We start from the raw sequence: 23383 nt of genomic DNA on the forward strand, positions 1-23383 counted from the left end.
CAGGAGTCCGTGCATGACGACCCCCGACGACGGCGCACGCGCGCTGCTGCAGCGGTTGGCGGCCCAGGCATCGACCAAGGCCTCGCCGGAGGAGCTGGAGCAGCTGATGGAGGGCATCGCCGCGGCGCCCGAGAGCCTGGCCGGGCCCGAATGGCTGGAGCTGGTGGCGCCCGACACCGGTCAGCACGGCGCGCTTGCCGACGACCTGGTGGCGCTGCGCACGCGGCTGGCGGCGCGGCCCGACGGCATCGAGGATGCGGTGCCGCCGCGAGCGCGCCTGGATGACCTGCGGGCCGAACTGCGCCGCCGCGGGCTGGACGGGTTCATCGTGCCGCGCGCCGACGAGCACCAGGGCGAGTACGTCCCGCGCGCCGCCCAGCGCCTGGCTTGGCTCACCGGCTTCACCGGCTCGGCCGGCTGGGCGATCGTGCTGGCAGACAAGGCGGCGGTCTTCGTCGACGGCCGCTACACGTTGCAGGTGCGGGCGCAGGTCGACACCGGGCTGTTCGAGCCGCTGGGATACCCCGAGACGACACCCGACACCTGGCTGGCGGCGAACCTGGCCAAGGGCGCCCGCTTCGGCTTCGATCCGTGGCTGCACGCCCTGGCCGACGCCGACCGGCTGGCCCAGGCCTGCACCAAGGCCGGCGCCGACCTGGTGCCTGTCGACTCCAATCCCATCGACGCGGTGTGGCCCGACCGGCCGCCGCCGCCGCTGGCGCCGGTGATCCCCCATCCGCTCGAGCTGGCCGGCGAGGCGGCGGAGGTCAAGCGCGCACGCATCGCCAAGCTGGCCGCCGACAAGGGCACCGACGCCGTGCTGCTGACGCAACCCGACTCGATCGCGTGGCTGCTCAACATCCGCGGCGGCGACGTGCCGCGGACGCCCTTCCCGCTCAGCTTCGCCCTGCTGCGCAAGGACGGCGCCGTCGACCTCTTCATCGACCAGCGCAAGCTGACCGCCGTCGCCCGCGCGCATCTGGGCAACGGCGTCGCCGTGCAGGCGCCCGCAGCGCTGGCCGGCGCCCTTGCCGAGCTGGGCGCGTCGGGCGCCACCGTGTGGCTCGACCCCAACAGCGCGCCACGCTGGGCGCTCGACCGGCTGGGCAGCGGCGCCAAGATCGTGCGCGATACCGATCCCGTGGCGCTGCCCAAGGCGTGCAAGAACGATGTCGAGATGCAGGGCGTGCGGGCCGCCCATAAACGGGACGGCGCGGCGGTCACGCGCTACCTCGCCTGGCTGGCACAGACGGCGCCGTCGGGGGCGCTGGACGAGATCGCGGCCGCCGACCGCCTGCAGCAGCTGCGCGAGGAAACCGGGGCGATCCGCGACCTCAGCTTCGACACGATCAGCGGCACCGGCGCCAACGGCGCCATCGTGCACTATCATGCCACGCCACGCACCGTGCGGCGCCTGGCGCCCGGCGAGCTCTACCTGGTCGACTCGGGGGCCCAGTACCGCGACGGCACCACCGACATCACGCGCACGGTCGCCATCGGCACGCCGACACCGCAGATGCGCGAGCACTTCACGCGCGTGCTGAAGGGCCACATCGCGCTCGCCATGGCGCGCTTTCCCGTCGGCACCACCGGCAGCCAGCTCGACGCGCTGGCGCGCTACCATCTGTGGCAGGTGGGGCTCGACTACGACCACGGCACTGGACACGGCGTCGGCGCCTACCTGTCGGTGCACGAAGGGCCGCACCGCATCTCGAAGGTCGCCAACAGCGTGGCGCTGCGGCCGGGCATGATCGTCAGCAACGAGCCCGGCTACTACAAGGCCGGCGCCTACGGCATCCGCATCGAGAACCTGGTCGCCGTGCGGCCGGCGGAAATCGCCGGCGCCGACCGCGCCTATCTCGAGTTCGAGACCCTGACACTGGCGCCGTTCGACGTGGCCTGCATCGAGCCGGCGCTGCTGACCGACGCCGAGCGCGCCTGGGTCAACGCCTACCATGCGCGGGTGCGCGACGAGATCGGCCAGCAGGTCGACGCCACGACCCGCGCCTGGCTGGACACCGCCACCCGAACCATCTGAACCGCCCATCACGGACGCCGACCATGAGCCGCCAACCCCGGAACCGGTCGGCCGCCGCCGCAGGCACAGCGCCGCGCAAGCTGAAGGACGCCCGCATCACCCGCGAGGCATTTCCCGACGTCCGCCTGCGCGCGCTGGCGCTGGGCGACCTGCCGCAGATCGCGCGCTGGCTGGCGCAGCCGCATGTCGCGGCCCGCTGGGACCCGCCGCACGTGGCCCTGCCGGCGATCGTGCAGGACATCGATTCGCCCGACACCTCGCCGTTCGTGATCATCGCGCACGGCCGGCCGGTGGGCTACCTGCAGATCTACGCCGCGACCGGGACGGCGTTCTGGGCCGGCCACGACCTGCCGCGCGAGACCTTCGGGCTGGACCTGTTCATCGGCGACCCGGCGGCGCTGGGCCGCGGGCATGGCAGCGCCTGCCTGTCGCTGGCCGCTTCCCACCTGCTCGGCCTGCCGGGCGTGGCCCGTGTGCAGGGCGACCCGGCGCCCGACAACAAGGCCTCGCTGCGGGCCTTCGAGAAGGCCGGGTTCGAGCGCCGCGGCGAGATCACCACGCCGGACGGCCCGGCGATCTACATGGCGATCGATCGGCGATAGCCCTGGTTCTGACCCGGGTTTCATGAACCCATATCAATTGATATAGTGGGGTTCGAGCTGGAGATAACCAATGATTCGCCGTGCGACTGCGATGAAGCTGCGCCAGAACCTGGGCGAGCTGCTCAACGAAGTGCAGCACGCTCGGCGTCCTGTCGTCATCACCCGGGGCGGCAAGCAGGTTGCGGCACTTGTCGATATCGAGCTTTTCGACCGGATTCGCGCCATGCGCGACGAATTCCGGCGAATGACTGAGGAGCTTGGCCGCGCCTATGAAGGCGTCGACCCTGCCGTTGCGCAAGCCGAGATCGATGAGGCAGTGGCCGCAGCCCGCCGCCGTACACGGGCACGACTGAAGCGGCGCAAGTAACGGCAGCGTGCGCGTCGTTCTCGACACCAATGTCGTTGTATCCGGGTTGATGCTTCCGGCGAGCCGCCCCGGCCGGATTCTCGCCGCCTGGGAAGCCGGATTGTTTCTGTTGGTGACATCCGACGACCTTCTCGCTGAGCTGGCTGATGTCTTGGACCAACCCAAAATCCGGCGCCGGGTCCGCTGGTCAAAAGACTCAATCGATGACTACGTCTCCACGATGCGTGCGTTCAGTCATGTCGTGAATGCGCGCCAGTATCGTCGCCCGATCGTTCGCGACATCAATGACGATATCGTTTTGGCAACCATGGTCGCAGGGCGTGCAGACTGGCTTGTGACGGGCGACAAGGACTTCCTGGTCCTGGCGGAGGGCTATCCGATCCTGTCTCCGGCCGCTTTCTGGTTGCGGCATGGATGGTAGCGGCGCTTTGCTGGGACACCTGTCATCCCGAGCGCAGCGAGAGATCTCCCGCGAGTGACGCACCGTGCGCCATTCGCAGGAGATCTCTCGCTGCGCTCGGGATGACAGTGAGGTCCGTTCGATCGACTTTCACATCAATCGGCAACTGCCGGCCGTCGCCGCCAGAAATCGCCGTGCCGTTCGATATGGCCATCCGCCGACAGCCGCGCGACGGCGGCGGCGATGGCGTCCTTGAAGGCGGCGGAGGCCGCGGCGGCGCCCAGAAGCGCCGCCACGGCGCGGGGCAGCTCGGCATCGGCGGCGCCGAGGCTGCGGTCGATGATCGCGAGGACAGCTTCGCGCAGCTCCGGCGGCGGCAGGCTCTCGGCACGCCGCAGCGACTCCTGCCGTACGTTGCGGCGGTCGCGGATGCGGATCGGCTGATCGGCCCGCCATACGAAGTCGCCCTCGGTCGCGCAGCCGCCCGCGCGCTGCACGGCGGCGATCGCCGCCTCGACCGCGGCGCGGATGGCTGCGCCGGCGCGCTGGTAGCCCCAGAGCGTCCGCAGCCGGGTCACGATCTCTTCGCGCGCGATCGGCCCCTCGGTCGTGATGATCTGCGCCACGCAGTCGGCCAAGCGCGACGGCGGCGCGTCGACCAGGTCGATTGCCGGCACCGCGAAGGCGCTCTCGACATAGGCCGAGGCCGCTGCGTCGGCTTGCGCCTCCATGACCCGGCGCAGGCGCGGCGGCGATGCGGCATCGCGATCCAGCACCACGATCTGCCGCCCCGCGTCGACAGCGGCAGCGTCGACAGCGGCGGCGCCGGCCGCGCCGGCGGCGGCCGCTGCCTGCGCCTCGCGCTGCTCGGCCAGCTCCGCCGCCGACGCGGCTTTGAGCTCCTCCAGCCGCGCGACGAGGCGGCGCAGCTGCGCCTCGGGACGCTGCCACCAGTCCTGGCTCCATATGCGATGCAGGATCCAGCCGTGCCGCTCCAGCACGAGCTGCCGCAGCCGGTCGCGATCACGCGCCGAGCGCGACGAATGATAGGCTGCGCCATCGCATTCGATGCCCAGCAGGTAGCGGCCCGGCACATGCGGATCGACGACGGCGAGATCGATGAAGAAGCCGGCGATGCCGACCTGCGGATGGACCTCGTAGCCCTCGCGCCGCAGGGCGTGCAGCACCGCTTCCTCGAACGGCGATTCGACGTCGCGCCGGCTGGGCTGCGCCACGTCGAGCACGCCGCGCTCGGCGTACTGCAGGAACAGCTTGAAGGCGACGACGCCGGCGCTGCGCGCCCGTTCCAGGTCGATGTCGTCGGCGCGGATGGCGCTGAACAGCTCCAGCCGTTCCTTGGCGCGAGTGATCAGGACGTTCAGCCGCCGCTCCCCGCCCTCGGCGTTGAGCGGGCCGAACGCCATCGCGAGGTAGCCGTCCTTGTCGCGGCCGTAGCCCACCGAGATCAGGATCACGTCGCGCTCGTCACCCTGGATGTTCTCGAGGTTCTTCACGAAGAACGGCTCCGGCCCGCCGGTCGCGAAGAAGGGCTCGACGTCGGGGTCCTGCCGCCGCAGCAGCTCCAGCTCGTCCAGCACGGCCCGCCGCTGCGCGATCGAGAAGGTGCCCACGCCCAGCGACTTGCCGGGCATGGCGCGTGCATGGGCGATCACGGCAGCGGCCACCGCCTTGGCCTCGATCCTGTTGTCGCGCGCGCCGCCGCGATCGTAGACGCCGTGCGGCAGATGGCGGAACACCAGGCCGCGGCCGCCGGCCTGGGCATAGGGGCTGGGCACGATGAACAGGCGGCTGTCGTAGAACTGCTTGTTCGACACCGCGATCAGCGACTGATGCCGGCTGCGGTAGTGCCAGCGCAGCATGGTCGACGGCACGCCCTGGGCGACGCACAGGCCCAGCACGCTCTCCAGGTCGGCGGTGCTGCTGCCGCTGTCATCATCGGCCGAGCCGCTTTCCAGCGCCCGCGCGAAGAAGCGCGTCGGCGGCAGCTGCCGCTGATCGCCGACCACGACGATCTGCCGGCAGCGCGCGATCGCGCCCAGCGCATCGACCGGCTCGACCTGGGAGGCCTCGTCGACCACCAGCAGGTCGAACGACAGCGCCCCCGGCGGCAGGAACTGCGCCACCGACAGCGGGCTCATCATGAACACCGGCTTGATCGCCTGCACCGCGGGCCCCGCCTCCTGCATCAGCCGCCGGATCGGCAGGTGGCGCGACTTCTTCTCGATCTCGCGGCGCACGATGCCCAGCGGCCCGATGCCGCCGGCCTCGCGCGGCACGGCGCGATAATGCGCCGTTGCCGCCTCGAGCTGCGCCAGGTCGATGCGCCTGAGGTCGGCGGCGCGGAAGGCGGCAATGCGCGCGTCATGCACATCGCCGTCAAACGCGGCCAGCACCGGCAGGCGCTGCCGGAAATCACGGATCAGCGTGTCGTAGTAGAGGTGATCGAAGACGTCGGCCGCGTCCGCCGGCGCCAGCACGCCGGACGCCAGGCGCGCCACGACGTCCCCCAGCCCGAAGGCGATGGCGCGGTGCTCCTGCGCCCGGTAGCCGCGCCAGACCTCGAGGCCTTCCGGATCCTGCTGCCAGGCCGCCAGCCGCGCCGCCAGCTCGGCCAGCGGCACGGACGGCAGCGACGCCGTCGCGAAGGCACGCTGCAGGTCGAGCCGCAGGCGCGCGACCAGGCCGTCGATCGCGCCCATGGCCGCTTCGCGCGCCGCCTCGACCTTCCCACCCAGCGCCACGGCCGCGCCCCGGTCGGGCAGCGCGGCGTAGACGGCGCGGAAATCCGGCGGCAGGCCCTGCACGGCATGCCCCCGTACCCAGGCGTGGATCGCGGCCAGCCGGGCCCAATCGCTGCGCGCGCCAGCCCACAGCGCACCGAATGCCGCCGCGCCGGTGCGGTCGTCGCGCGCGAGCGCGGCCAGCGCCGCACGCCCGGCGGAGAGCGCATCGATCAGCGCCAGCCGATCCGCCTTGGCGGCGGGCGGCTTGTCCTTCAGCACCGATGCCAGCTCGCGCAAGCCGCGGCGATAGGCGCCGTCGAACAGGAAGGCCAGCAGCGGATGGCCGGCGCGGGCGATGGCCTGGCGCGCGGCTCCAAGATCGGTCGACCACGCCGCGTCATGGGCCCGGCCATCCACCGTGCGCACAGCCTGCGCATGGCCCTGGCCGGCGTCGATCAGCGCGCCGATCGCGGGCATCGCGTCGTGCCAGGCGGGCGACGCGACCGCCGCCGGATCGGGATCGGGCGCGGCGCCGACCGCCGCCGCGATCGCGGCCAGCCGCGCGACATCCGACAGCGCGACCGGCGACGGCTGGCCGAGCATGGCCGCCAGCGCATCGGCCGCGGCGCGCAGCTGCGCCAGCGCCGCTTGCGCCGCGCCGATATCGGCCACGAGATGGGTGCGGTCGCTGGCAATCAGGTCGGCACGCTCGACGCCGCGCCAGGCATGCTGCCCGGGCGCGCCCATGCCGGCGATGCGGGCCGCGAGATCGCCGACAATGCCGTCGGCGTCGGCCTTCTGCTGCTTCGTCCAGCCTTCGGCACCGGGCAGCGTTGTGTCGCGGCAGGCGGCAGCGTGATCGCGCAACCGCAGCAGATGCCCCATCACCACGTGCGGCGACAGCCCCGATGGCGCCTGCGGCTCGTTCAGCGCCGCCGGCAGGGCGTTGAGCTCGACGCGGACCGCCTGCAGGCGTTCGAAGAAGCCCTGATCGGCCGCGCCGTCGGGACGGCCAAGCTCCAGCGTGCGCTTCAGCTCCGCCAGCACGGCGCGCTTGTTGGCCTTGTGGCTGTGCAGCTCCAGGCAGGCGTCGCCGACATGCACTGAATCGAGCCGGCGCTTCACCACATCCAGGGCCGCCATCTTCTCGGCGACGAACAGCACGCTGCGGCCATCGCGCAGGGCTGATGCGATGACGTTGGCGATGGTCTGCGACTTGCCGGTGCCGGGCGGGCCTTGCACCACCAGGCTTTCGCCGCGGCGCGCGCGCTCGATGGCGATGGTCTGCGAGCTGTCGGCATCGACGACATGCGCCAGCCGTTCCGGCGTCAGCTCGATGTCGATGCGGTCCTCGCCGGCGAAGCTCGGCTCGGCGGCGGGAAAGCCCGCGCCCAGCAGGGCGGCGACGAACGGATGCCGGTCGAGCGGCGCCGCCTCGGGCCAGTTGTCGGCATCGAGGTCGCGATACATCAGGTACTTGGCGAACGAGAACAGGCCCAGCACCATCTCGTCCGCAGCCACGGACCAGCCCTCCTGGCCGGCGACGGCAGCGGCGACGGCAGCGACATGGGCGGCAAGATCGAGCTCCTCGACGGGCGGCAGCTCGGGCAGCGCGATGCCGTGGTCGTTCCGCAGCCGGGCGCGCAGCGAGATGTTCTCGACGATCTCGTCCTCGGTCCAGGCCATGGCGAAACGGCTGCCGGCGCCCTTGCGCTCCAGCCGCACCGGCACCAGCAGCAAGGGCGCGCGGCGCTCGATATCCGATGCCTCGACCTCGCGCCAGCGCAGCACCCCGATCGCGAAATAGAGGATGTTGACGCCCTGCTCCTCGATCAGCAGGCGGGCGTCGTAGGCAAGATCGAACAGCCGCTTCTGCAGCCGCTCCGACGACAGCGCCGTGTGCAGGCGCATGTCGCGATGCCGGGCGGCGATGCCATCGGCATCCGCCTCGTCGTCGTCATCGGGCTGCGCCAGCGCGCTGCCATCGGGGTCGACGTCCGGCTCGACCGCGGCAGCCGCCTCGGGCGCGGGAAGCGCCAGCGTGCCGCCGTCATCCGCCCGGCGCTTGCGGCGCGACGCCTCGGCCTGGGTCTGGGCCGGATCGGGCAGGAAGCTCAGCGCCCGCTTCTCGGCGACCAGCAGGCGGAAGACCTCGGCCGCCTTCTCGTCGTGCACCGCCACGACCCGCGCCGTGCCACCCGGCTTGGGCAGGCTGAGCAGGCGATTGGCCGTGCTGAGGTCGAGCAGCGACTGGCGCGCGCGGCGCAGCTCGGCGGCGATGTCGGCGGTCATGCTTTGCCGGGAGCGCGCCACTCCAGTGGCGCACCGGCGCGCAGCGCCGGATCATGAGCAGCGCCGCAAAAGAGCCGGCCCTTCGGGCCGGTGCGCCACTGGAGTGGTGCGCTCCCTGCAATACTCACCGTCACGTCCCCTCACCGCTCATCTGCAGCCATTCGTCCTCGGTGAGTGTCTTGACGCCGAGCTCGGCGGCCTTCTTGGCCTTGGAGCCGGCGTCGGCGCCGACCACGACGAAGTCGGTCTTCTTCGAGACCGAGCCGGTGGTCTTGGCGCCCAGCGCCTCGGCCTTGGCCTCGGCCTCCTCGCGGCTCATGGCGGCAAGCGTGCCGGTGAACACCATGGTCTTGCCGCTGAAGGGCGAATCCGTGACCACGCGCGCGCTGCGGAAGGCCTGCACCTCGACCTCGTCCAGCAGCTTGCGGATGATGTCGACGTTGTGGCCTTCGCGGAAGAACACCGCGATCTTGTCGGCCGTGGTGACGCCGATATCGGTGACGTTGCACAGGCGACCATAGGCCTGGCCGATCTCGGCGGCGGCCTTCTCCTTCTTGGTCGGCGCCTCGTTGGCGGCGCGCTCCTCGCCGGCCTTCAGCATCTCGTCCAGCCACGTCCTCACGTCGCCGTACTCGCGCGCCAGGGCCTTGGCCGTGGACTCGCCGATCGTCGGGATGCCCAGCGCGTTGATGAAACGATCCAGGCTGATGGCGCGGCGCGCCTCGATAGCGTCCAGCAGGTTGCGCACCGACTGCTCGCCCCAGCCCTCGCGCTTGCGAATCTCGTCCGCCTTGTCCTTGAGCCTGAAGAGGTCGGCCGGCGTCTTCAGCAGGCCGTCACGCCAGAAGTTCTCGATATGGGTGCCGCCCAGCCCCTCGATGTCGAAGGTGTGGCGCGACACGAAGTAGCGCAGCCGCTCGACCTGCTGGAACGGGCACTCGAGCCCGCCCGAGCAGCGCCGCACGACGCCGTCCTCCTCGCGCACGACCTCGGTCTTCAACGGACAGGGACAATGCGTCGGGAACTTGAACGGCTTGGCGCCCTTGGGCCGCGCCGCCTCCACCACGCCGAGCACCTGCGGGATCACGTCGCCGGCGCGCTGGATCTCGATGGTGTCGCCCAGACGCACGTCGAGGCGCTCGATCTCGTCGGCATTGTGCAGGGTTGCGCGCGACACGACCACGCCGCCGACGGTGATCGGCTCCAGGTCGGCGACCGGCGTCAGCGCGCCCGAACGCCCGACCTGGATCAGGATGTCGCGCAGCACCGTCTGCGCCCGCTCGGCCGGGAACTTGTGCGCGATGGCCCAGCGCGGCGAGCGGCTGACGAAGCCCAGGGTCTCCTGCCAGTCGATGCGGTCGACCTTGTAGACGATGCCGTCGATGTCATAGGGCAGCCTGGCGCGGCGCAGGCCGATGTCGCGGTAGACCTCCAGCGCCTTCTCCGGCGTGTCGACCAGCTTCGCCTCCGGATTGACCTTGAAGCCCCAGGCCTGCAGGCGCTCCAGGAACTCGTGCTGGGTCTTCCACAGGCGCGGCTCGGCCTCGCCCCAGGCATAGGCGAAGAAGGCCAGCGGCCGGCTTGAAGTGATCGTCGGGTCGAGCTGGCGCAGCGAGCCGGCGGCGCTGTTGCGCGGATTGGCGAAGACCTTCTCGCCGGCCGCGGCCTGGCGCTCGTTAAGCTTCAGGAATGCGTCGCGCGACATGTAGACCTCGCCGCGCACGTCGAGCTTGTCCGGCGCCTTGCCCTTCAGCTTCTTGGGCACGTCGGCAAGCGTGCGCACGTTGGCCGTGACGTCCTCGCCTTCGGTGCCGTCGCCGCGGGTGGCGGCGCGCACCAGCTCGCCGTTCTCGTAGCGGATCGACAGCGACAGGCCATCGATCTTGGGCTCGCACACCAGGGCGATCGGCGTGTCCTCGGCGATATCGGTCTCGCGCGCGAGATAGCGGCGCACGCGGTCGAGGAAATCGGTGATGTCCTGGTCGGCGAAGGCGTTGTCCAGCGACAGCATGGGCACGGCATGCCGCACCTTGGCGAAGCCGCGCGCCGGCGCCGCGCCGACCTTGCGCGACGAGCTCTCGCCCGTGAGCAGGTCGGGGAAGCGCGCCTCGATGTCGCCCAGCCGCCGGCGCAGGGCGTCGTAGGCCGCATCGGAGATCTCGGGCGCATCCTTCTGGTGATAGAGCGTATCATGATGCGCGATCTCGGCGCCCAGCCGCGCCAGCTCCGCCTTGGCCTGACGCTGCGTCAGGTCGGCCACCGCGATCTTCTCAACGACTTTCGCCTGCCGCGCCATGCTGCGCTCCGAACGTGGTCCCGGCCGCCGCCGTCATGCCGGCAGGCGAGAGAGAACATAAGTAGGACATTGCGATGCGGGAAGACAGCGTGCTTCTCGCACAGCGCGTCGCTCGCAGGAGATCCCTCGCTACGCTCGGGATGACAGGGAAGCATAAGGCGATCAGGCCTTCCCCTGACGCTGGGCACGGTCATGCGCCTCGAGGATGATGCGGTGGGCCTCCTCGACATCGCCCCAGCCGTCGTGCCGCACCCACTTGCCGGGCTCGAGGTCCTTGTAGTGGGAGAAGAAGTGCTCGATCTGGCGCAGGGTGATGGCCGGCAGATCGGTGCAGGTGCGGATATGGTCGTAGCGCTGGGTCAGCCGCGGCGCCGGCACGGCCACGATCTTCTCGTCGCTGCCCGCCTCGTCGGTCATCCTCAGGACGCCGACGGGGCGCACCGACATCACGGCCCCGGCCACGATCGGCCGTGTGTTGGCGATCAGCACGTCGCAGGGATCGCCGTCGCCGCACAAGGTGTGCGGGATGAAGCCGTAGTTCCCGGGATAGCGCATGGGCGTATAGAGGAAGCGGTCCACGACCAGCGTGCCGGACTTCTTGTCCAGCTCGTACTTGATCGGCTCGCCGCCAATCGGCACCTCGACCACGACATTGACCTCGACCGGCGGATTGGCGCCGAAGGGGATCTCTTCCAGGCGCATGGGGACTCCATCGTTGTTGCGGGCAACATAGCCTTACAACGGGCGTGGGCAAAGCGTCCGCGCGGTCCCGCACGGCCGCTGCATGTGGGTTTTTCCCGCGTCAGACCGCGTCGGGCAGGCCGTAGGCCTCCAGCCGGGCGCGCACCTGCGCCACGTTGTGGCCCAGCACGACGATGTCGTGCGTGCGGCCGGTGCTGTCACGGACATGGTCGTGCAGCAGGGCCTCGCCGCGGAAGCCGAGGCTCTCGAACAGCGCGATGGCGCCGGTCTGGTCGACGGTCATCTGCGCCGTGAGCTTCTCGAGCCCCGAGCCCAGCGCCAGCGCGAAGGTCTCCTGCGACAGCGCCCGCCCGACGCCGCGCCCGCGCAGGTCAGCCGCCACCACCATGCGGATCTCGCCGACATGCGGCGACCACGAATGCGGATCGCGCACGATGGTGCCGCATCCCACCACCCGGCCGTCCATGACGGCCAGCAGGCTGACGATCGAGCCGCGGCCGATCTCCTTGATCCAGGCGCCGAGCACCTTCGGCTCGCTGATGTTGCGCGGCAGGAACAGCAGATCGTGAACCGGAAGCGCGCGTGCGAACGCGAGCACCGCCGCTTCGTCCGCCGCCGTCATGTGGCGGAACGTGATGTCGCCGGCCTCGGTCGCCACGACACGCGGATAGCTTCGGGTTTCGTTCGCGCTCATAGGGACCGCCCGCTCAGCCAGGAATCGACTTTCGGCCATAGGCGCTTCACGGCGTTGGCGCCCGCGACCAGGCTGACATGCCCGCCCTTGAGGATGACCTCCTCCTTGTCGGCCGAGCCGACGCGGGCGATCAGATGCCTCGCCGCCTCGTAGGGCACGATGTGGTCATGCTCGGCGACCGCATGCAGGATCGGCGCCTTGATCCCGGCCAGATCCGCCGGGTGGCCGCCGACCGACATGGTGCCGTTGAAGAGGCGGTTGTCCCACATCAGATCCTTGATGATCTGCCGGAAGTACTCGCCGGCGAGCGGCAGCGTGTCGGTCCCCCAGCGATCGAGCATGCGGTACGACTTCACGTACTCGTCGTTCCAGATGTTCTCCCAGAGCTGCACCTGACCGGCGGTGCGCGTCGCCGGCCGCAGCATCTCGAAGGAACTGAAGATCATCTCCGGCGGCAAGTTGCCGACGCCGTCGACCAGCCGGTCGACGTCGAAGTAGCGACGGTCGGAAAAGCTCTGGAACAGTGTCATCTCGCGGAAGTCGATCGGCGTCGTGAAGCACACCAGGTTCTTCAGCGGCCCCTCGGGGAAGATCGAGGCATAGAGCAGCGACAGCACGCCGCCGAAGCAGTATCCGACCAGGCTGACATCGGGCTCGCCGCTGTCCTGCTGGATGTGGCGGATGCAGTCGGGGATGAATCCGAGGACGTAGTCCTCCATCCGCAGGCCCTTCTCCTCGGGCGTGGGCGCGGTCCAATCCAGCATGTAGACGTCGAAGCCGCGCTTCAGCAGGAACTCGACGAAGCTCTGCCCCGGCGTCAGGTCGAGGATGTAGCCCCGGTTCGTGGTGGCCATCACGATCAGGACCGGCACGCGGTAGAGCTCGTCGGCCAGCGGACGGTAATGGTAGAGCTTCATCGTGCCGCGGGCGTGGATCACGTCCTTGGGCGTGGAGCCCAGGACCGGCGCCCGCGAGGCAAAGTACTCGACGCCCTTGATGCTGCGCTGGATCGCGCGCTGCACCTCGGTCTGGATGCGATCGGCGACCGAGGCCGCCGTCGGCTGCGCCGCGCCGGTCATGACGGCGCTCCCCCCGAGGTGCCGGGCGGCCGCCGGGTGCGCGGCGGCCGCGGCATCGCCGTGGCGCGGCCTGCGGCCGCCGTGCCCTGGTGGACCTGGTAGAGCAGCGCCTTGATCTCGCTCAGCTGGGCCTCGATCGCCTGCAGGCGCTCGCCCATGTTGGCGAGCTGCGACCGGCTCGGCAGGTTCATGGCGTTGAGCTGGCGCTCCATCGCCTGCGTCAGCGCCGCCTGGGCGTTGACCGACGCGCCGGTGGCCTGGTTCATCGTGCGGCGGAAATCCTCCGACTCCATCATGCGCTTGGCCAGGTCGTTGGTGTTCGACTCCCAGCTGCTGAGCAGCTGGCGCCAGGTGCCAAAGGGGTCTGTTTCCTTGGTGGATGTCACGGCGCCCCTCCCTTCCGCTTGCAACAAACGCGTCATTTTCGACGACAGTAGCAGAATCTCCCCGGGCGACCACCGACCTGCGGCGCAAAAAATGCCAACCGGATGTCGGCAGAACGGCGCGCCGGGCGTCCTCGTGTCAAAGGCCAGACAGCGTCCAGCGTGGTGCGTATTGCTAGGAGAACAAAAAGGGTCTTCCCACAAGGGCTTGATCGCGCGCTTGTACCCCCGGCTTGGCGCAACGAGTCCCTCGACAGGAGGCGTTGCCATTCCATGCCCCAAGACCTTTCTCCCGCCGAGCTTGCCGAGCTTGTGCGCGACAGATACGCCGACCGCCATGGCGGCGCCGAGCACCTGGAGCGCAGCGCCGCCTGGGATATCGCGTCGCTGACACTGGCGCTCAAGCAGGTGCAGCTCGCGAGGTCAGCCGTGCACGACCTGGCGCGGACGTCGGACCTTCCGATCACCATGGCGCTGGGCGCCGACGACAGCGAGGAGATGATCTCGCTGGAGATCGCCGAGGACGGCCTGCAGCGCACGCTCGAGGCCTTGAAGCGCCTGTGATACCCAGCACCGGCCGGCGCCATCGGTCCTGCCTTCGCAGGCCAGGCACGGCCTTCATCCTGAGAAGCGGACATGGATTCGCACGACGACGATCTCATGAATTTCGCAATGCACGGGGCGCCACCGCTGCCTGGCGCCGGCGATCAAGGCCATGTCGAGGATGACGGCGCGCGCATCTGGCACGCCACCTACGGCACAGGCCCTGCCGTCGTCCTGCTGCATGGCGGCCTGGGGCATAGCGGCAACTGGGGCCATCAGGTCCCGGCGCTGGTCGACGCCGGCTACCGCGTGGTGCTGCTGCCCGGAGTCAGCCATTTCGCGCCGCTGCAGCGCCCAGCGCTGTTCAATGGCGCGGTACGCGCGTTCCTCGACAAGGTTGTCTGAGAGGCGGCGCTACTTGCCCGCGGTCATCAGCTGCCTGGCGGCGGCGCGGGCGGCATCGGTGATGGCGGCGCCGGACAGCATGCGAGCCACCTCCTCCAGGCGAGCGGCGCGGTCGAGCGCCAGGACCTCGCTGGCGGCCTTGGCCCGGCCGGTGGTCTTGCGGATCAGCCAGTGATGGTCGGCCAGCGCCGCGACCTGCGGCGAATGGGTCACCACCAGCACCTGCAGCGACCTCGCCAACCGGCGCAGGCGATCGCCGACCGCGGCCGCGGTCGCGCCGCCGATGCCGCTGTCGACCTCGTCGAAGACCAGGGTGCGCGCATCGCCGACCTTGGCCAGCGCCAGCTTCAGCGCCAGCATGAAACGCGACAGCTCGCCGCCCGAGGCGATCTTGCCGATCGGGCCCGGCGCCATGCCGGGATTGGTGGCGACCAGGAACTCGACGCGGTCGGTGCCGTGGCTGCCCCAATCCTTGTCGGCCTGCGCCTCCAGCCGCGTGACGAACCTGGCGCGCTCCAGCTTCAGCGGCGGCAGCTCGGCGCTCACCGTCCTGTCGAGCCTGGTGGCGGCCTTGGCCCGCCCCGCCGACAGCGCCCGCGCCGCCGCGACGAACGCCTCGCGCGCCTGCGTCGCTTGCGCCGCCAGCGCGCGCTGGCGCGCATCGCCGTCGTCGAGCGCGGCAAGCTGCTCGGCCATGCGCTCGCGCAGGCCGGCCAGGCCGCCCACCGTCGTGCCGTGCTTGCGCGCGGCGGCGCGCAAGGCGAACAGGCGCTCCTCGATCTTCTCCAGCCGTGCCGGATCGGCATCCAGCGCATCGCGCGCCTGCTCGAGCTGGGCCGCGGCCTCGGTCGCCTCCGACAGCGCGCGCTCCAGCGCCGACAGCGCCGCGTCGAGCCGGCCACCGGCCGGCGCCGCCTGCCGCTCGACCAGGCGGTGGGCGTGGCGCAGCGCCGCTGCGCCGCCCTTGTCGTTCTCCAGCTCGGCCAGGGCCGCGACCACGGCCTCGCCCACCGCCGCGCCGTGGCGCAGCAGCTGGCGCTCGGCAGCCAGCCGGTCCTCGTCGTCGGCCTTGGGCGCGAGCTTCTCCAGCTCGGCCACGGCATGACGCAGATACTCTTCCTCGCGGCGCGCCTGCTCGAAGGCAGCTTCTGCCGCCCGGCGCGCCGCCTCGGCCGTGCGCCAGGCGTTCCACGCCGCCTCGACCTTGGCCGCATCGGCACCGAGGCCGCCGAAGGCATCGAGCGTGGCGCGGTGGTTCACCGGCACCAGCAGGCCGTGCTGCTCGAACTGACCCTGGATCTCGACCAGGGTCTCGCCCAGCCGCTTCAGCAGGCCGATCGAGGCGGGCTGGTCGTTGACGAAAGCGCGGCCGCGGCCGTCGGCCCCCACCAGGCGGCGCAGGAGCAAGGTGGCGCCTTCGTCGACGATGCCCTGCTCGGCCAGGATCGCGTGCGCGGGGTGGTCGTCGGCCAGCGAGAACTCGGCGCCGACCACGGCCTGGGCCGCGCCCGGCCGCACGATGCCGCTGCCGGCGCGGCCGCCCAGCGACAGGCTGAAGGCGTCGAGCAGGATCGACTTGCCGGCGCCGGTCTCGCCCGTCAGCACGCCCAGGCCGGACGCCGTGCCCGGCTTGCCCGGCACGGGGAAGGCCAGATCGAGCTTCTCGATCAGGACGAAGTCGCGGATGGAAAGGCCGAGCAGCATCGCAGCACGCTACTCCCCTTCTCCCCGCCTGCGCGGGAAGAAGGCTGCTCTCAGAAAACCGATTTCCACATCCGATTCAGCCATGAGCCCTCGTGCCGCTCGGGCCGCAGGTCGACGCCTTCCAGCAGGTAGTAGGAGTCGGCGTACCAGTCGCTGCCCGGGTAGTTGTGGCCCAGCACGGCGGCGGCCGTCTGGGCTTCGTCGTGCACACCCAGCGCCAGGTAGCACTCGACCAGCCGATGCAGCGCCTCGGGCGTGTGCGTGGTGGTCTGGTAGCGCTCGATCACCTGCCGGTAACGGTTGATCGCGCCGACATACTGGCGCTGCGACTGGTAGAAGCGGCCGACATCCATCTCCTTGCCGCCGAGATGGTCGATGGCGAGGTCGACCTTGAGGCGGGCGTCGCGGGCATAGGCGGTCTCGGGGAAGCGCTTCGTCACCTCGGCCAGCGCGTTCAGCGCCTGCTCGGTGATGCGCTGGTCGCGGCCGACATCGGCGATCTGCTCGTAGTAGCACAGCGCCTTCAGGTAATAGGCGTAGGCGACATCACGATGGCCGGGATGGAGCTGGATGAAGCGGTCCAGCGCCAGGATGGCGTCGTCGTACTTGTTGGCCTGGTAGTACGAGAAGGCGGCCATGAGCTGCGCCTTGGTCGCCCACACCGAGTACGGGTGCTGGCGGTCGACCTCCTCGAACCCCTTGGCCGCGGTCTTGTACTCACCCGCCCCCAGCGAATCGAGGGCGTTGTTGTACAGCTTCTCGACCGGCTGCTCGACATAGGCCTTGTCGTCGTCGTCCTTGCTGCTGCACGCCACCAATGCCAGCGCGCACGCTGCCCCGAGCACGGCCGCCCGACAGGCTCGCATGGCGGTTCGGATCGGGGCGTACGACATCATCATGGACCGGCTCTCCAGGGATCGGCAGCGCGACGGGTGTAGCGGTTTATACCATGAGGGGGAAGCAGGCTATGCCTCCGCTGCCCGCGCGTCGTCGGGCGGAAGGCGCAAAAAATCGGGGACCTTGCGGCCCCCGAGTCTCGTCTTGTGGAGAAACACCAACGGTCAGTTGGCCTGGCGCCGCAAGAAAGCCGGAATCTGCAGATCGTCCTCGTCGCGGGCCGCCTTGGCGCGGTCGGCCGAATCGAGGCCGGCGATCTTGGGCTGCGCCGAGGCCACCGGACGCAGCGGCGTGGGCGCCGGGGCCGGTGGGTCGGCCGGGCGCGTGCCGATCACCGGCTCGACCTGCAGCGCCGCCGCCGGTCCCGGCGGACGGCCGCCGCCCACCAGCCCGGTGATGCGCTGGAAGATATTGGGGCTGCGGGCTGCCTCGCTCCGCGACGCCGCCGTTGCTGCCGCCGCCGCCGCCGGGCGCGATACCGGCGTCGGCCGTGTCGACAGGCGCCAATCGTGCTGGGACGGCGCCCGCGCCGCGGGCGGGACCGCGGCAACGGCCGGCGCAGCTGCGACCGCCGCCGCCGGCTGGACCAGCGGCAGCTCGCCTTCGTGATGCGGTGCCGGCGCTGGCGCGGCGGCCATGGGCTCTTCATACACGGCAAGCGCCGGCGCTTCGGCCACAGCCGCGACCGGCTCGACCGCTGCCACCGGCGGCGGTGGCGCGGCTGCCACCACGGGCGCAGCTTCGACCGGAGCGGGAGCCGGGGCCGCGGCCACCGGCATCGGCGCCGGCGCCGGCGCATAGGCCGCCATGGGCGCCATCACCGGCGTGCCCCCCACCGGGCGTGCCACGCGCTGCTGCAGGTGCGGCTGGCCGGTCGGCAGGTTGGGCCGGTCGATGGTGAGATACTTCGGCTCGGGCTGGTGCATGACCGCCGCCGAGATGCCGGTGGCAACCACCGACACGCGCATGCGGCCCTGCATGCCGGCGTCGAAGGTCGAGCCGAAGATGATGTCGGCGTCGGGGTCGACTTCCTCGCGGATGCGGTTGGCGGCCTCGTCGACCTCCAGCAGGGTCATGTCGAGCCCGCCGGTGATGTTGATCAGCACACCCTTGGCGCCCTTCATCGAGGAGTCCTCGAGCAGCGGGTTGGAGATCGCCGCCTCGGCCGCCGCCTTGGCGCGGTCGGAGCCTTCGGCCTCGCCAGTCCCCATCATCGCCTTGCCCATCTCGCCCATCACGGTGCGGATGTCGGCAAAGTCGAGGTTGATCAGGCCGGGCATCACCATCAGGTCGGTGACGCCGCGCACGCCCGAGTAGAGCACATCATCCGCCATCTTGAAGGCGTCGGCGAACGTCGTCTTCTCGTTGGCGATCTTGAACAGGTTCTGGTTGGGAATGATGATCAGCGTGTCGACGAACTTCTCGAGCTCGATGATGCCGTCGTCGGCCATCGCCATGCGCCGGCGACCCTCGAAGTGGAACGGCTTGGTCACCACGCCGACCGTGAGGATGCCCTGGTCGCGCGCCGCCTGGGCGATCACCGGCGCCGCACCGGTGCCCGTGCCGCCGCCCATGCCGGCGGTGACGAACACCATGTTGGAGCCTTCGAGCGCCTTCATCAGCTCGGGCAGCGCCTCCTCGGCGGCCTGCTTGCCCACTCCCGGCCGCGCGCCGGCGCCCAGGCCCTGGGTGATGCTGATGCCGAGCTGGATGCGGCGGTCGGCCAGCGACTGGCCGAGCGCCTGCGCGTCGGTGTTGGCGACGACGAACTCGACGCCCTCCAGCGACGACGAGATCATGTTGTTGACGGCGTTGCCGCCGGCCCCACCGACGCCGATGACGGTGATGCGTGGCTTGAGGTCGGACTCCGACTGTGGGAGCGACAGGCTGATTGTCATTGGCATATCTCCAGGCGAAGACGAGGGGGTTATCTGCGTCGGAGCCGCCGCGATCCCTCGATTGGTTGGAGATCTTCGACGACACCGGCCCTTGTTTTACGAGGCCGTTAGGGATTGCCAGTCCCGATACAGATTCTAGACTAAAAATTATCCCGTATCCAACTGCCAATTCGGCCGAAGCGGCTGGCCGGCACTTCCGCCGGTGGATTTTGCGCCTGGCTCACCGCCTGGACCTGCTGCGCCGCATGGATCAGCAGGCCGGCGCAGCCGGCGAAGGGCGGCCCGGCCAGCGACTCGGCCAGACCCGCCATGCGCAGCGGCCCGCCGAGGCGGACCTTCTTGTTGAGGATCTCGCTGGCGATCTCCGGCAGCCCGTCGAGCTGGCTGGCACCGCCCACCAGCACGGCGCGGCCGCCGGCGAGCCGCCCGATGCCGCTCGCTTCCAGCCGGCTGCGCACCAGCTCGAAGGTCTCCTCGATGCGCGGCCGGATGATGCCGACAAGGATCGAGCGCGGCACGTGGTTGGGCGTCGTGCGCTCGTGCTCGCCGATCAGCGGCACGTCGATGATGTCGTATTCGTCGTTGGGCCGGGCGCGGGCGCGGCCGATCAGCGTCTTCATCCGCTCGGCGTCGGCGATCGGCGTCGACAGGCCGCGCGCGATGTCGCTGGTGACGTGGCTGCCGCCGATCGGGATCGAATCGACATGCACGAGGTAGTCTTCGTAGAAGACCGCGATCGAGGTGGTGCCGCCGCCCATGTCGACCAGCGTCGCGCCCAGCTTGCGCTCGTCGGGCACCAGCGTGGCGAGGCCGGCGGCATAGGGCGTCGCGACCCGGTCGGCGATGTCGAGATGGGCGCGCTTGATGCACACCGCGAGGTTGCGCATGGCGCCGGTGGCCGCGGTCACCAAATGGACATCGACCCCCAGCCGCTCGCCATACATGCCGCGCGGCTCGATCACCTGGCTGCCGTCGATCTGGTAGCCGATGGGCAGGGTGTGGATAAGGTCGCGGTCCGACGTCTCGGCCGGCAGATGAATCTGCGACAGCAGCCGGCGCACGTCGCGCTCGCCGATCTCGTGATGGCCGACCTGCACCTCCAGCGTCTGGTTGTGCGATGCCGGCTGCCCCCCGCCGACGCCGACGATCACCTCGCGGATGGTCTCGCCGCACATCTCCTCGGCGGCGCTGACGGCCGACGAGATCGCCCGCGTCGCCTGCTCCATGTCGACGATGTTGCCGGAGCGCAGTCCTGCCGCGGCGTGATGCCCGATGCCGATCACGCGCAACCCAGCCCCGTCGACGCGCGCGACAAAACAGACGACCTTGCTCGTTCCGATATCGAGCGCCGCAACAATCCCGTTTCTTGCTTTTGCCACGGTACGCACTCCACTCTCTATCTTTGGCCACCGCCCCCCGGTGCGGCCTTTCGGGCACTTTCGTTGGGCTTGGCCGTCGCCGGCTTCGCCGAAGCTGCCGCCGGTTTCGCGCCGGCGGCTGCCGGCGGCGGATCGACCCGCGCCGGCGGACGGTCGGCGACGGCCTGCAGGGGATCCGGCAGACCGCGACGACGCAGGATGAGCATACCAGGAAGACGCAGGTCGACGATAGAAAGGTCGCGCGCCAGCAGACGATCGCTCTTGTCCAGCGCCAGCAGGCGCTGCAGCGCGGCGCCGGCATCGTCGGCCGGCAGCTTGATCGTGATCCCCTCTTCCAGTGTCAGGTTCCAGCGCCGCTGCCCGACATAGACGGCAGCGCGCATGCGATCGCGGATCGGCTTGGCGTCCTGCAGCAGCAGCAGCAGCTCGGCCAGATGCTCGGGCGCGCCTTCGCCGGCCACCACCAGCCGGATCTGCGACTCGGCCGGATCGATGGAGCGCACCTTGCGGCCCAGCCGGTCGATCAGCACGTACTCGGTCGTGCGCTTGCCGTTGGCCTGCACGACCTCGGTCTGCCACAGGGCGACGGCGCTGCGCTCACGCAAGGTGACGTGGATGGTGTCGGGCCAGCGGCGCTCGACGGCAGCGTGCTCGACCCACTCGATCTGCTCAAGACGCAGGCGCGCGGCGTGCAGGTCGACGGACAGCAGCGACTGGCCGCGGCGCACATCGAGCGACTTCAGGATGGCGTCCTGGGTGACGTGCCGGCGGCCCTCGACGGTGATGTCCTGCAGCGGGAATGGCGCGAAGGCACTGACGCGATCGCCCCACGACGACACCCAGTTCTGCAGGTTCTCGACATGACCGCTGCGCCACAGCGCGTAGCCGCCGATGGCGCCGCCGCCCAGCACGCCCACCAGCAACCCCAGGATGACGGCGCCGCGCCACGGCACATCCAGGCGGCGCTTGTTACGTGCCGCCTTGCGCGTGGCCGGGCGCGCCGAGCCAGGCCGCGGCGATCCCGGCCGCCGGCCGCTGCCGCGCCGCGGGCGGACATCGATGTCGCGGCCGTGGACGGGGCTCACGCCGGACATCGCGCGTGCTCCACCATCCAGCGCATGAGCTGGGGAAACGGCAGGCCCGACCACTTGGCCTGCTCGGGGGCCAGCGACAGCGGCGTCATGCCGGGCTGGGTGTTGATCTCCAGGATGTTGAGGCCGTCGGTGCCCGGCAGGCTGTCGTCCCAGCGGAAATCGGCGCGCGTGAGGCCCTCGCAGCCCAGCGCCTGGTGCGCGGCCAGGGCCCAGCGCATGGCCTCGTCGTAGACCGGCCGGGCGATCGGCGCCGGCACGAGATGCTCGGTGATACCGTCGGTGTACTTGGCCTCGTAGTCGTAGAACTTCACGCGCGGACGCAGCTCGGTCACCGCGATCGGCCGATCGCCCAGCACCGCCACCGTCAGCTCGCGGCCGGGCACGAAGCGCTCGACCAGGACCCGATCGCCGAACCTGGCCTCGGCCGCCTCGACGGCGGCGAGGTTGTCGCCGGGACCGACGATGTGCACGCCGATGCTGGAGCCCTGGTCGATGGGCTTCACGACATAGGGCCGCGGCATCGGATCGCCGCCCAGCAGCGCGCGCCGCTCCACCACCACGCCTTCGGGGCAGCGCAGGCCGATCTCGGTGAACATCTGGCGCGCGCGCGGCTTGTCCATCGCCAGGGCCGAGGCCAGCACGCCGGAATGCGTGTAGGGAATCGCCAGGATCTCCAGCACACCCTGCACGCAGCCGTCCTCGCCCCACTTGCCGTGCAGGGCGTTGAACACGACGTCGGGACCGCCGCCGCCAGCCGGCCGCAGCAGGTCGACCAGCGACCGCAGGTCGCGCGTCACGTCGAGCTCGACGACGTCATAGCCGGCCTCGCGCAGGGCATCGGCGCAGGCGCGGCCTGTGGTCAGCGATACGTCGCGCTCGGGCGACCAGCCACCTTTCAGGACCGCGACTGACTTGCTCATGACGGCACTCCCGGCGTCACCGGCGCCTCGCCGGCGCATGGCGTGCCGATGCGCATGATCTCCCAGCGCAGCGTGACGCCGGAGGCCTCATGCACGCGGCGGCGCACCTCCTCGCCCAGCGCCTCGATATCGCGCGCGGTGGCATCGCCCGTGTTGATCAGGAAATTGCAGTGCTTCTCAGACACCTGCGCGCCGCCGATGCGCAAGCCGCGGCAGCCGGCGGCGTCGATCAGCCGCCAGGCCTTGTCGCCCGGCGGGTTGGTGAAGGTCGAGCCGCCGGTGCGGCTGCGCGGCTGGGTCTCGCCGCGGGCCCGGTCGATCTCGACGATCCGCGCGCCGATCTCCTCCGCCCGTCCCGGCCGGCCGCGCAAGACGGCGCCGGTGAAGATCACCGACTCGGGCACGGCGCAGTGGCGATAGGTGAAGCCCAGCTCGTCCGGCGTCAGGCGCAAGGCCCGGCCGCTCCGGTCGAGCGCCTCGGCATGCGCCACCGCGTCCTTCATCTCGCCGCCATAGGCGCCGGCGTTCATGCGCAACGCGCCGCCGATCGTGCCCGGCACGCCGCTCAGGAACTCCAGCCCGGCCAGGCCGTGGTCGCGCGCCGTCAGCGCCACATTGAGGTCGAGCGCGCCGGCGCCGGCGAACACCTGCTCGCCCTCGACACGGATGTCGGTGAAGCCGCGCAGCAGGCGGATGACCACGCCCGGGATGCCGCCGTCGCGCACCAGCAGGTTGGAGGCGACGCCCAGCACCGTGACCGGGATGTCGTCCGGCGTGCCGGCAAGGAAAGCCGCGAGGTCGTCGCGGTCGGCAGGACGGAAAAGAATCTCGGCCGGGCCGCCGGCGCGGAACCAGGTCACCGACGCCAACGGCGCGTTGGCCGTCAGCCGGCCGCGCACCGGCGGCAGGCGGTCGATCAGGTGCTGGGTTGTCCGCGCCACGGCGC

18 protein-coding genes and 1 pseudogene are annotated in these 23383 nt (G+C 70.7%); 6 read left to right on the top strand and 13 right to left on the bottom strand.

Going from position 1 to position 23383, the window contains the following annotated elements; all coding sequences use genetic code 11:
- Nucleotides 1-13: 13 nt before the first annotated feature.
- The 4 genes from FHP25_RS20420 (at nt 14) to FHP25_RS20435 (ending at nt 3428) form a co-directional block, all read left to right on the top strand.
- Complete coding sequence (locus FHP25_RS20420) at nt 14-2038, top strand: aminopeptidase P family protein (RefSeq protein WP_231712410.1); 2025 nt, start codon at nt 14-16, stop codon at nt 2036-2038.
- A 23-nt stretch (nt 2039-2061) separates the two neighbouring features.
- Nucleotides 2062-2640 carry a GNAT family N-acetyltransferase gene (locus FHP25_RS20425; RefSeq protein ID WP_147848813.1) on the top strand — a complete coding sequence of 193 codons (579 nt, stop codon included), beginning with the start codon at nt 2062-2064 and terminating at the stop codon, nt 2638-2640.
- Between the two features lie 70 nt (nt 2641-2710).
- The gene (locus FHP25_RS20430) at nt 2711-3007 is read left to right on the top strand and encodes a type II toxin-antitoxin system Phd/YefM family antitoxin (protein ID WP_147848814.1); all 297 of its coding nucleotides are present in this window, start codon (nt 2711-2713) and stop codon (nt 3005-3007) included.
- Between the two features lie 7 nt (nt 3008-3014).
- On the top strand, nt 3015-3428 hold the full coding sequence (locus tag FHP25_RS20435; RefSeq protein ID WP_147848815.1) for a putative toxin-antitoxin system toxin component, PIN family: 414 nt from the start codon (nt 3015-3017) through the stop codon (nt 3426-3428).
- Between the two features lie 134 nt (nt 3429-3562).
- Here FHP25_RS20435 and FHP25_RS20440 read toward each other — a convergent pair whose 3' ends face one another.
- The 6 genes from FHP25_RS20440 to FHP25_RS40880 form a co-directional block, all read right to left on the bottom strand.
- Nucleotides 3563-8443: a DUF3320 domain-containing protein gene (locus tag FHP25_RS20440; RefSeq protein ID WP_147848816.1), complete on the bottom strand. Its 4881-nt coding sequence runs from the start codon at nt 8441-8443 to the stop codon at nt 3563-3565.
- A 130-nt stretch (nt 8444-8573) separates the two neighbouring features.
- Nucleotides 8574-10739 (bottom strand): NAD-dependent DNA ligase LigA, encoded by a 2166-nt coding sequence (gene ligA / locus FHP25_RS20445; RefSeq protein WP_147848817.1) that lies wholly within the window; start codon nt 10737-10739, stop codon nt 8574-8576.
- A 162-nt stretch (nt 10740-10901) separates the two neighbouring features.
- Complete coding sequence (gene ppa / locus FHP25_RS20450) at nt 10902-11441, bottom strand: inorganic diphosphatase (protein WP_147848818.1); 540 nt, start codon at nt 11439-11441, stop codon at nt 10902-10904.
- A gap of 100 nt (nt 11442-11541) precedes the next feature.
- Nucleotides 11542-12135, bottom strand: a complete 594-nt coding sequence (locus FHP25_RS20455; RefSeq protein ID WP_218578476.1) for a GNAT family N-acetyltransferase — start codon at nt 12133-12135, stop codon at nt 11542-11544.
- On the bottom strand, nt 12132-13214 hold the full coding sequence (locus FHP25_RS20460) for an alpha/beta fold hydrolase (protein WP_147848820.1): 1083 nt from the start codon (nt 13212-13214) through the stop codon (nt 12132-12134). The genes FHP25_RS20455 and FHP25_RS20460 overlap by 4 nt, the downstream gene beginning before the upstream one ends.
- Complete coding sequence (locus tag FHP25_RS40880) at nt 13211-13600, bottom strand: poly(R)-hydroxyalkanoic acid synthase subunit PhaE (protein ID WP_178133657.1); 390 nt, start codon at nt 13598-13600, stop codon at nt 13211-13213. Before FHP25_RS40880 ends, FHP25_RS20460 begins: the two co-directional genes overlap by 4 nt.
- 270 nt (nt 13601-13870) lie before the next feature.
- Here FHP25_RS40880 and FHP25_RS20470 point away from each other — a divergent pair, with 270 nt between their 5' ends.
- Together FHP25_RS20470 and FHP25_RS20475 are read left to right on the top strand one after the other, a co-directional pair.
- Nucleotides 13871-14161, top strand: coding sequence for a hypothetical protein (locus tag FHP25_RS20470; RefSeq protein WP_178133658.1), 291 nt, complete (start codon nt 13871-13873; stop codon nt 14159-14161).
- Nucleotides 14162-14233: 72 nt separating this feature from the next.
- A pseudogene (locus FHP25_RS20475) lies at nt 14234-14476 on the top strand (alpha/beta fold hydrolase); the annotation flags it as partial.
- Nucleotides 14477-14554: 78 nt separating this feature from the next.
- Here FHP25_RS20475 and recN read toward each other — a convergent pair.
- The 7 genes from recN to murB all read right to left on the bottom strand — a co-directional run bounded on the left by recN (nt 14555) and on the right by murB (nt 23378).
- A complete protein-coding gene (gene recN, locus FHP25_RS20480; protein ID WP_147848823.1) occupies nt 14555-16249 on the bottom strand; it encodes a DNA repair protein RecN in 1695 nt (564 codons plus the stop codon).
- A 50-nt stretch (nt 16250-16299) separates the two neighbouring features.
- On the bottom strand, nt 16300-17148 hold the full coding sequence (locus FHP25_RS20485) for an outer membrane protein assembly factor BamD (RefSeq protein WP_231712411.1): 849 nt from the start codon (nt 17146-17148) through the stop codon (nt 16300-16302).
- Between the two features lie 162 nt (nt 17149-17310).
- A complete protein-coding gene (gene ftsZ, locus FHP25_RS20490) occupies nt 17311-19044 on the bottom strand; it encodes a cell division protein FtsZ (RefSeq protein WP_147848825.1) in 1734 nt (577 codons plus the stop codon).
- A 140-nt stretch (nt 19045-19184) separates the two neighbouring features.
- The gene (ftsA, locus tag FHP25_RS20495) at nt 19185-20423 is read right to left on the bottom strand and encodes a cell division protein FtsA (RefSeq protein WP_147848826.1); all 1239 of its coding nucleotides are present in this window, start codon (nt 20421-20423) and stop codon (nt 19185-19187) included.
- A gap of 17 nt (nt 20424-20440) precedes the next feature.
- Nucleotides 20441-21517 (bottom strand): cell division protein FtsQ/DivIB, encoded by a 1077-nt coding sequence (locus tag FHP25_RS20500; RefSeq protein ID WP_147848827.1) that lies wholly within the window; start codon nt 21515-21517, stop codon nt 20441-20443.
- The gene (locus tag FHP25_RS20505) at nt 21505-22437 is read right to left on the bottom strand and encodes a D-alanine--D-alanine ligase (RefSeq protein ID WP_147848828.1); all 933 of its coding nucleotides are present in this window, start codon (nt 22435-22437) and stop codon (nt 21505-21507) included. Before FHP25_RS20505 ends, FHP25_RS20500 begins: the two co-directional genes overlap by 13 nt.
- Nucleotides 22434-23378: a UDP-N-acetylmuramate dehydrogenase gene (gene murB, locus FHP25_RS20510; protein ID WP_231712413.1), complete on the bottom strand. Its 945-nt coding sequence runs from the start codon at nt 23376-23378 to the stop codon at nt 22434-22436. The genes FHP25_RS20505 and murB overlap by 4 nt, the downstream gene beginning before the upstream one ends.
- Nucleotides 23379-23383 lie beyond the last annotated feature (5 nt).

The organism is Vineibacter terrae, assembly GCF_008039615.1.
Classification (GTDB): Bacteria; Pseudomonadota; Alphaproteobacteria; order Reyranellales; family Reyranellaceae; genus Vineibacter; species Vineibacter terrae.

Excerpts from the sequence above, each read along its gene's own strand:
- FHP25_RS20420 (WP_231712410.1), top strand. The coding sequence starts at position 14 with ATGACGACCCCCGACGACGGCGCACGCGCGCTGCTGCAGCGGTTGGCG.
- FHP25_RS20425 (WP_147848813.1), top strand. The coding sequence starts at position 2,062 with ATGAGCCGCCAACCCCGGAACCGGTCGGCCGCCGCCGCAGGCACAGCG.
- FHP25_RS20430 (WP_147848814.1), top strand. The coding sequence starts at position 2,711 with ATGATTCGCCGTGCGACTGCGATGAAGCTGCGCCAGAACCTGGGCGAG.
- FHP25_RS20440 (WP_147848816.1), bottom strand. The coding sequence starts at position 8,443 with ATGACCGCCGACATCGCCGCCGAGCTGCGCCGCGCGCGCCAGTCGCTG.
- ligA (WP_147848817.1), bottom strand. The coding sequence starts at position 10,739 with ATGGCGCGGCAGGCGAAAGTCGTTGAGAAGATCGCGGTGGCCGACCTG.
- ppa (WP_147848818.1), bottom strand. The coding sequence starts at position 11,441 with ATGCGCCTGGAAGAGATCCCCTTCGGCGCCAATCCGCCGGTCGAGGTC.
- FHP25_RS20455 (WP_218578476.1), bottom strand. The coding sequence starts at position 12,135 with ATGAGCGCGAACGAAACCCGAAGCTATCCGCGTGTCGTGGCGACCGAG.
- FHP25_RS20460 (WP_147848820.1), bottom strand. The coding sequence starts at position 13,214 with ATGACCGGCGCGGCGCAGCCGACGGCGGCCTCGGTCGCCGATCGCATC.
- FHP25_RS20470 (WP_178133658.1), top strand. The coding sequence starts at position 13,871 with ATGCCCCAAGACCTTTCTCCCGCCGAGCTTGCCGAGCTTGTGCGCGAC.
- recN (WP_147848823.1), bottom strand. The coding sequence starts at position 16,249 with ATGCTGCTCGGCCTTTCCATCCGCGACTTCGTCCTGATCGAGAAGCTC.
- FHP25_RS20485 (WP_231712411.1), bottom strand. The coding sequence starts at position 17,148 with ATGATGATGTCGTACGCCCCGATCCGAACCGCCATGCGAGCCTGTCGG.
- ftsZ (WP_147848825.1), bottom strand. The coding sequence starts at position 19,044 with ATGACAATCAGCCTGTCGCTCCCACAGTCGGAGTCCGACCTCAAGCCA.
- FHP25_RS20500 (WP_147848827.1), bottom strand. The coding sequence starts at position 21,517 with ATGTCCGGCGTGAGCCCCGTCCACGGCCGCGACATCGATGTCCGCCCG.
- FHP25_RS20505 (WP_147848828.1), bottom strand. The coding sequence starts at position 22,437 with ATGAGCAAGTCAGTCGCGGTCCTGAAAGGTGGCTGGTCGCCCGAGCGC.